General features: G+C 66.7%; 6 protein-coding genes. 5 read left to right on the forward strand and 1 reads right to left on the reverse strand.

The window, feature by feature from the left end:
* The first annotated feature begins 19 nt into the window (after window positions 1-19).
* From ACE37J_RS00445 to ACE37J_RS00465, 5 genes are all read left to right on the forward strand, one after another.
* A complete protein-coding gene (locus ACE37J_RS00445) occupies window positions 20-1,168 on the forward strand; it encodes an ABC transporter ATP-binding protein (RefSeq protein WP_409705295.1) in 1,149 nt (382 codons plus the stop codon).
* The gene (locus ACE37J_RS00450; protein ID WP_409705298.1) at window positions 1,168-2,088 is read left to right on the forward strand and encodes a carbohydrate ABC transporter permease; all 921 of its coding nucleotides are present in this window, start codon (window positions 1,168-1,170) and stop codon (window positions 2,086-2,088) included. The genes ACE37J_RS00445 and ACE37J_RS00450 overlap by 1 nt, the downstream gene beginning before the upstream one ends.
* Window positions 2,085-3,020: a carbohydrate ABC transporter permease gene (locus ACE37J_RS00455; protein ID WP_409705301.1), complete on the forward strand. Its 936-nt coding sequence runs from the start codon at window positions 2,085-2,087 to the stop codon at window positions 3,018-3,020. Before ACE37J_RS00450 ends, ACE37J_RS00455 begins: the two co-directional genes overlap by 4 nt.
* A 125-nt stretch (window positions 3,021-3,145) precedes the next feature.
* Complete coding sequence (locus ACE37J_RS00460; protein ID WP_409705304.1) at window positions 3,146-4,405, forward strand: extracellular solute-binding protein; 1,260 nt, start codon at window positions 3,146-3,148, stop codon at window positions 4,403-4,405.
* 110 nt (window positions 4,406-4,515) lie between these two features.
* Window positions 4,516-5,340, forward strand: coding sequence for a phosphodiesterase (locus ACE37J_RS00465; RefSeq protein WP_409705307.1), 825 nt, complete (start codon window positions 4,516-4,518; stop codon window positions 5,338-5,340).
* A gap of 378 nt (window positions 5,341-5,718) precedes the next feature.
* Here the strand turns inward: ACE37J_RS00465 and ACE37J_RS00470 are convergent.
* Window positions 5,719-6,041, reverse strand: a 323-nt coding sequence (locus ACE37J_RS00470; protein WP_409705310.1) for a hypothetical protein, incomplete at its 5' end; no start/stop codon positions are given.

The following is a 6,041-nucleotide window of genomic DNA, read 5'->3' on the forward strand; positions in this document are numbered from 1 at the left end:
TGGAATCGCGGAGGGCGGCATGGCCTCGATCACGCTGGACGGTATCGAAAAGAGTTTCGGCGACACGCGCGTGCTCAGCCGCATCGACCTCGACGTGGCGCATGGCGAGTTCCTGACGCTTGTCGGCCCCTCGGGCTGCGGCAAGTCCACGCTTCTGCGCATCATCGCGGGGCTGGAGGCGGCGTCGGCCGGTACGGTGCGAATCGGCGAGCGGCGCGTCGACGGGATGCGCGCGGCCGATCGCGACCTCGCCATGGTTTTCCAGTCCTACGCGCTCTACCCGCATCTGACGGTGGCCGAGAACATGCTGACGCCGCTGCGCCTGCGCAATCTGACGGCGCGGGAGAGGCTGCCGCTGATCGGACCGTTGATCAGCCGCGCCAAGCGCCGCGAACTGGCCGAGCAGGTGAAGGAGACGGCCGGAATCCTGAAGATCGAGGCGCTGCTGTCTCGCAAGCCCGGCCAGCTTTCGGGCGGGCAGCGGCAACGCGCGGCGCTGGGCCGCGCGATGGTGCGGAAGCCCGCGGCGTTCCTGATGGACGAGCCGTTGTCGAACCTAGACGCGGCGCTGCGCGTGCATATGCGTTCCGAGCTGGCGGAGCTGCACCGCGCCCTCGGCGCGACTTTCATTTACGTGACGCATGATCAGGCCGAGGCGCTGACCATGTCTGACCGCATGGCGGTGATGATGGGCGGGCGGATCCTGCAGCTGGACGCGCCGCAAAGGGTATACGACGATCCGGCCGATCTGGCGGTGGCGGAGTTCGTCGGCTCGCCCAAGATCAACATCCTGCCCGGCGAGCTGGACGGCTCCGGCCGGGCGAGCTGCCTGGGCGTGGCGCTGTCGCGGCAGGTTGAGGGGCCGGCCGGGCCCGTGGCCGTGGGGCTGCGGCCCGAGCATCTCTCGCTGGTCGCGCCAAATGCGCCCGAGGGCTTCGACGGCCGCGTCGTGCATGCCGAGCACATGGGCGCGGACGTCTACCTGCATGTCGCAATCGCCGACGGCGAGCATCGCATCGTCGCCCGCGCCTTGCCGGCGGAAGATCCCGGCCTTGGCGGGATGGTGCGCATCGGGCGGCGGCGTGGCGAGGCGATGGTTTTTGCGCCCCATGGCCCGCGCCTGCGCCTGCGGGACGCTGCGGCCCGGGCGCCGGCCGAGGTGGCGTGATGCCCCGCTCCTTCACGCATATGTGGTTCATCGCGCCGGCGCTGGCGTTGATGTTCCTGATCCTGCTGCTGCCCATCGCCATCGCGGGCGTGCTGAGCTTCACCGACTATTCGCTCGGCGGCTCGTCGGTGGATTGGGTGGGGACGGAGAACTACGAGCGAATCTTCACCCGCTCCACCTACGAGAAGATGTTCGGCGCGACCTTCCGCTACGTGGCGGTGGTGGTGCCGGTGTCAGTGGGACTGGGCCTCGGCGCGGCGCTCCTGATCAGCTCGGTCAGGCGCTTCGGGGACGTCTATAAGACGATCTACTTCCTGCCGGTGATGGCCGCTTTGCTGGCCATGGCCATCGTGTGGGAGTTCACGCTGCACCCGACCATCGGGCTGGTGAACCGCGCGCTGGCGCTGGGCTGCGGCACGTGGCTCGAGGGTTCGTCGTTCTGGGCCCACGGATGCGAGCGCACCTTCCCCCTGTGGCTGACGGACCGCGACACCGCGATCTGGACTGTGGCTTTCATCGGGGTCTGGCAGGGCTTCGGCTTCAACATGGTGCTGTATCTGGCCGGCCTGACCTCGATCCCGCGGGAACTCTACCATGCGGCCATGATGGACGGCGCCAAGTCCGGCTGGGACCGCTTCCGCCTGGTGACCTGGCCGATGCTGGGGCCGACCACGGTCTTCGTGGTGACCATCTCGATCATCCGCAGCTTTCAAGTCTTCGACACGGTCGAGGCGTTCTATCCGCAGGGCGGCGGTCCGTCGAAGAGCGTCTACGTGATGATGTTCGCCATCTACGAGAAGGCGATCCAGCAGAACCTGATGGGCATCGGCGCGGCGATCACCATGGTTTTCCTGGGCTTCGTGATGGTGCTGACGCTGATCCAGCGGCGGCTTGTGGAACGACAGGTGCATTACTCATGACGGACGCAGCACTGCCCCGCGCCGTGGCGCGCGAACCCGCCGCTCTGCGCTTTTCGACCGGCGAGGCCATGAGGCACGCGGTGCTGATCCTTGGCGCGCTGATCGTGATCCTCCCGTTCTACGTGATGGTCACCTACTCGCTGAAATCGCCGGCGGAGATCATGCAGGGCACGGGCGGCGTCTTCGGCACGCAGGAGGCGTTCCGCGACGACTTCTGCGTCAAGCTCGGCAACGATCCCGAAGACTGCATGGTGACCCCGGCGCTTTACAACTACGTCACTGCTTTCGAGAAGGCGCCGCTGCTGCGTTACCTTTTCAACGGGTTGGTGGTCACCGTCTCGATCTTCTTTATCCAGGTGCTGGTGGCGCTGCCTTGTGCCTATGCGCTCGCCAAGATGCGGTTCTGGGGGCGGGAGCTGGTGTTCAGCCTCGTGCTGTTTTGCCTGCTGATCCCGGTGCACGCGATCGCGTTGCCACTCTACATCATGCTTTCGAAGGTCGGGCTGACCAACAGCTACGCGGCGCTGATCGTGCCCTGGACCATCTCGGTCTTCGGCATTTTCCTGATGCGCCAGTTCTTCATGACCGTGCCGGACGACCTGATCGACGCAGCGCGCATGGACGGGATGACCGAATTCTCGATCATCTGGCGGGTGATGCTGCCGACCGCGGTGCCGGCACTGCTGGCCTTCGCGATCTTCTCCGTCGTGGCGCACTGGAACGACTATTTCTGGCCGCGGATCGTGATCACCGGGAACCGCGACCTGTTCACCCCGCCGCTGGGCCTGCGCGAGTTCAAGGGCGACGCGGACGGGGACAATTTCGGTCCGATGATGGCGACGGCGACGGTGATCGTCACGCCGCTGATCGTCGCCTTCCTGATCGCCCAGCGCCGCTTCATCGAAGGCATCACGCTGAGCGGCATGAAGTGAGCCGGAGAAATTTCCGGGGCGAGCCGCGGCCCGCCCCGGAGCAGCCATCCCCAAGGGGATCATCGAAGGCGCGGTTCGGGTCAGCAAGCACGCCCGCGCCCCAACAAGCTGACGGGAGAAAGCTAATGCTTCGCAGCACCGCCGCAATGGCCCTCGTCTTCGCCGCCACGGGCGCCCTCGCCCAGGAGAAGACGGTCATCGAGTTCGCCTATCCCTACTCGCACCTCTTCGACGTGACCTACGAGAAGGTCCTGCCGAAGTTCTACGAGGCGAATCCGGACGTGGAAGTGAAGTTCCGCGCCACCTACGAGAGCTACGAGGACGGCACCAACACCATCCTGCGCGAGGCCGTGGCGGGCGATCTGCCCGACGTGACCATGCAGGGCCTTAACCGCCAGGCGATCCTAGTGGAGAAGGGCATCGCGAAGTCGCTGGAGCCGTTCATCGCGAAGGAAGTCGATTTCGCCAAGGACGGCTACCACAAGGCGATGCTCGACCTCGGCACTTTCGAGGGCGACGTGCACGGCCTGCCGTTCTCGGTCTCGCTGCCCGTCGGTTACTACAACATGGACCTGATGGCGCAGGCCGGCCTCGACGCCGACAGCCTGCCCAAGACGTGGGACGAGGTCGTCGAGACCTGCGCCAAGCTGCGCGAGGCGGGCGTCAAGAACCCGGTCTTCTGGGGCTGGAACATCACCGGAAACTGGTTCCTGCAGGCCCTGATGTGGTCGCAGGACAAGCCGACCGTGATCGGCGTCGACTTCCAGTTGGACGAGCCCGAGGGCCTCAAGGCGCTTGAAACGATGCACGGCATCTTCCGCGGCTGCGACATGCAGAACCTGGAGTGGAAGGCGGCGCTCGCCTCGTTCTCGGCCGGCGAGATCGCAATGATGTACTGGTCCACCTCCGCCCTCGGCGCGGTGGAGCGGGCGAAGGGCGATTTCACGCTGATGACCAACGAGTTCCCTGGCCTGGACGGCGCGCCCCATGGCCTGCCGGCGGGCGGCAACTCCGCCATGCTGGTTTCGGACAGCGACGATCCCAAGGTGCTGGACGCCGCCTGGCGCTGGCTGAAGTTCATCACCTCGGGCGAGGGCGCGGCCGACGTGGCCCGCACCACCGGCTACATGCCGCCGAACAAGGCCGCCAACGAGATCATCCTGAAGGACTTCTACACCGCCAACCCCAACAAGGAGACCGCCGTGCGCCAGCTGCCCCTGCTGCGCGAGTGGCAGGCCTATCCGGGCGACAACGGCCTGGCGGCGACGCAGGTGATCTATGACGCGCTCGAGGGCATCGTCTCGGGCGAGTACGACGACATGGAGGAACTGCAGGAGGAGCTGACCGAAGAGGTTCAGGCCCTGCTGCCCGCCGACCCCTCCTGAGCGCCGACCTCGGGAGCGGCCCGCGCGCCGCTCCCTCCCTTCTTCAACGTCCGGCGCAGCCAGGCGCGGCGCCCGGGCGGGTCGATGCGCGCCGACGGAACGAGGACGCCATGAAGCTTCTGCATTTCACTGACATTCACCTCACGACCCCGGGCGAGACCATCGGCGGCCGCGACCCCAACGCGAACTTCAGGCGCGCGCTCGACCACGCGCTGGGCCTGCATGCCGACGCCGAAGCCCTGGTGATCACGGGCGATCTTTCGGACTGGGGCGACCGCGCCGACTACGTCCGCCTGCGCGAACGCCTGAACACGCTGTCGATACCGGTGCGGCTGTGCATCGGCAACCACGACGACCGGGAGACCTTCCTGAGCGTCTTTCCCGAATTCGCGGACGAGAACGGCTTCGTCCAGCATGCCTTCCCGTTGTCGCGCGGCGTCGGTCTCGCGCTCGACACCTGGGCGCCGCGCACCCACGAAGGGCGCTTTTGCGAGACGCGGGCCGCGTGGCTGGACGCCCGGCTGGCCGAGGCGGACGGACCGTTCTGGCTGTTCCTGCATCACAACCCCACACCCACGGGCGTCGCGCCCGCCGACAGCATCATGCTCAAGGACGCGGATCGCCTGGGCGAGGTCGTGAAGCGGCATGCGGAGCGCTTGGCCCATATCTTCTTCGGCCATTGCCACATCCCGCTTTCGGGATCGTTCCACGGCGTTCCGTTGAGCGCGCCCCGCGGCACCAACCACGCCGGCTTCGCGAATTTCGCCGAGAGCCGGTTGCTCACCCGTTCGGAACTGCCCGAGGCCTACTCCGTCGTTCTCGCGGAGCGCGACCATGTGACGGTTCACATGGTCGAGTTCCGAGCCGAAGAGGCGCTCGCCGTCGAGGGATCGCCGGACTGGGCCGACTGGGATCGGGCGGAGATGTCTCGCTAGCGACTGCCGGGACGACCCCAAGCGCCTCCGGCGAGGACGCCGGAAGCTCGTTGACGCCCGGCGCAGGGCTCGCCGGCAAGCCTTGCGGAACCCTGCAAGAGCACGTCGGCCGAGAGCCCGTCGAACGACCGCAGAGGGCCGGTCATGTTGGTTGATGACGCTTCGGCGAGGATCCGTTCTGTCCGCACTTGAGACCTTGATGTGGAGTGCAGCGAATGACCGCTCTGTGCCCGTCTGTTGGAAAGCATGCAGGGCCCGATGCCGCCGTTTGGACTGAACATCCGATTCTGTGGCGGCGATCCGGATAGCCGCCGTTCGCCTCCAGATCGAGATAGCTCTTAAGCGGGAGGCCAGCCGTGTTTTGACGAAGGACGAGGATCATCCGACGCCAGTCGAAGCTCCCACACCAGGTTCAGACCTTGCCGGGTGAACTCGAGAGATTTGGCCCTCCCCGAGCAAGCTGGACCCGTTCGCCGAGAAGCTGTCCGCATCGCTGCGGATCGATGCGGGCCGGTCGCGCAAGCAGCGGCGCGCTGCGATGAGGAAGGTCGCGCTGGCGAGATCCCGCGAGCCCTTCTCAACCGTCCCCGGCAGCAATGCACCCCTCCGGAGACGACCATGCCCGAAGCCCGCTCCCCTGACGCAGACCTGCCCTTCGCCGCCCTGATCGAGCGGCTCCTCGACCGGCTCTTCGGCGCGGA

The organism is Pikeienuella sp. (genome assembly GCF_046290545.1).
Taxonomy (GTDB): domain Bacteria; phylum Pseudomonadota; class Alphaproteobacteria; order Rhodobacterales; family Rhodobacteraceae; genus Pikeienuella.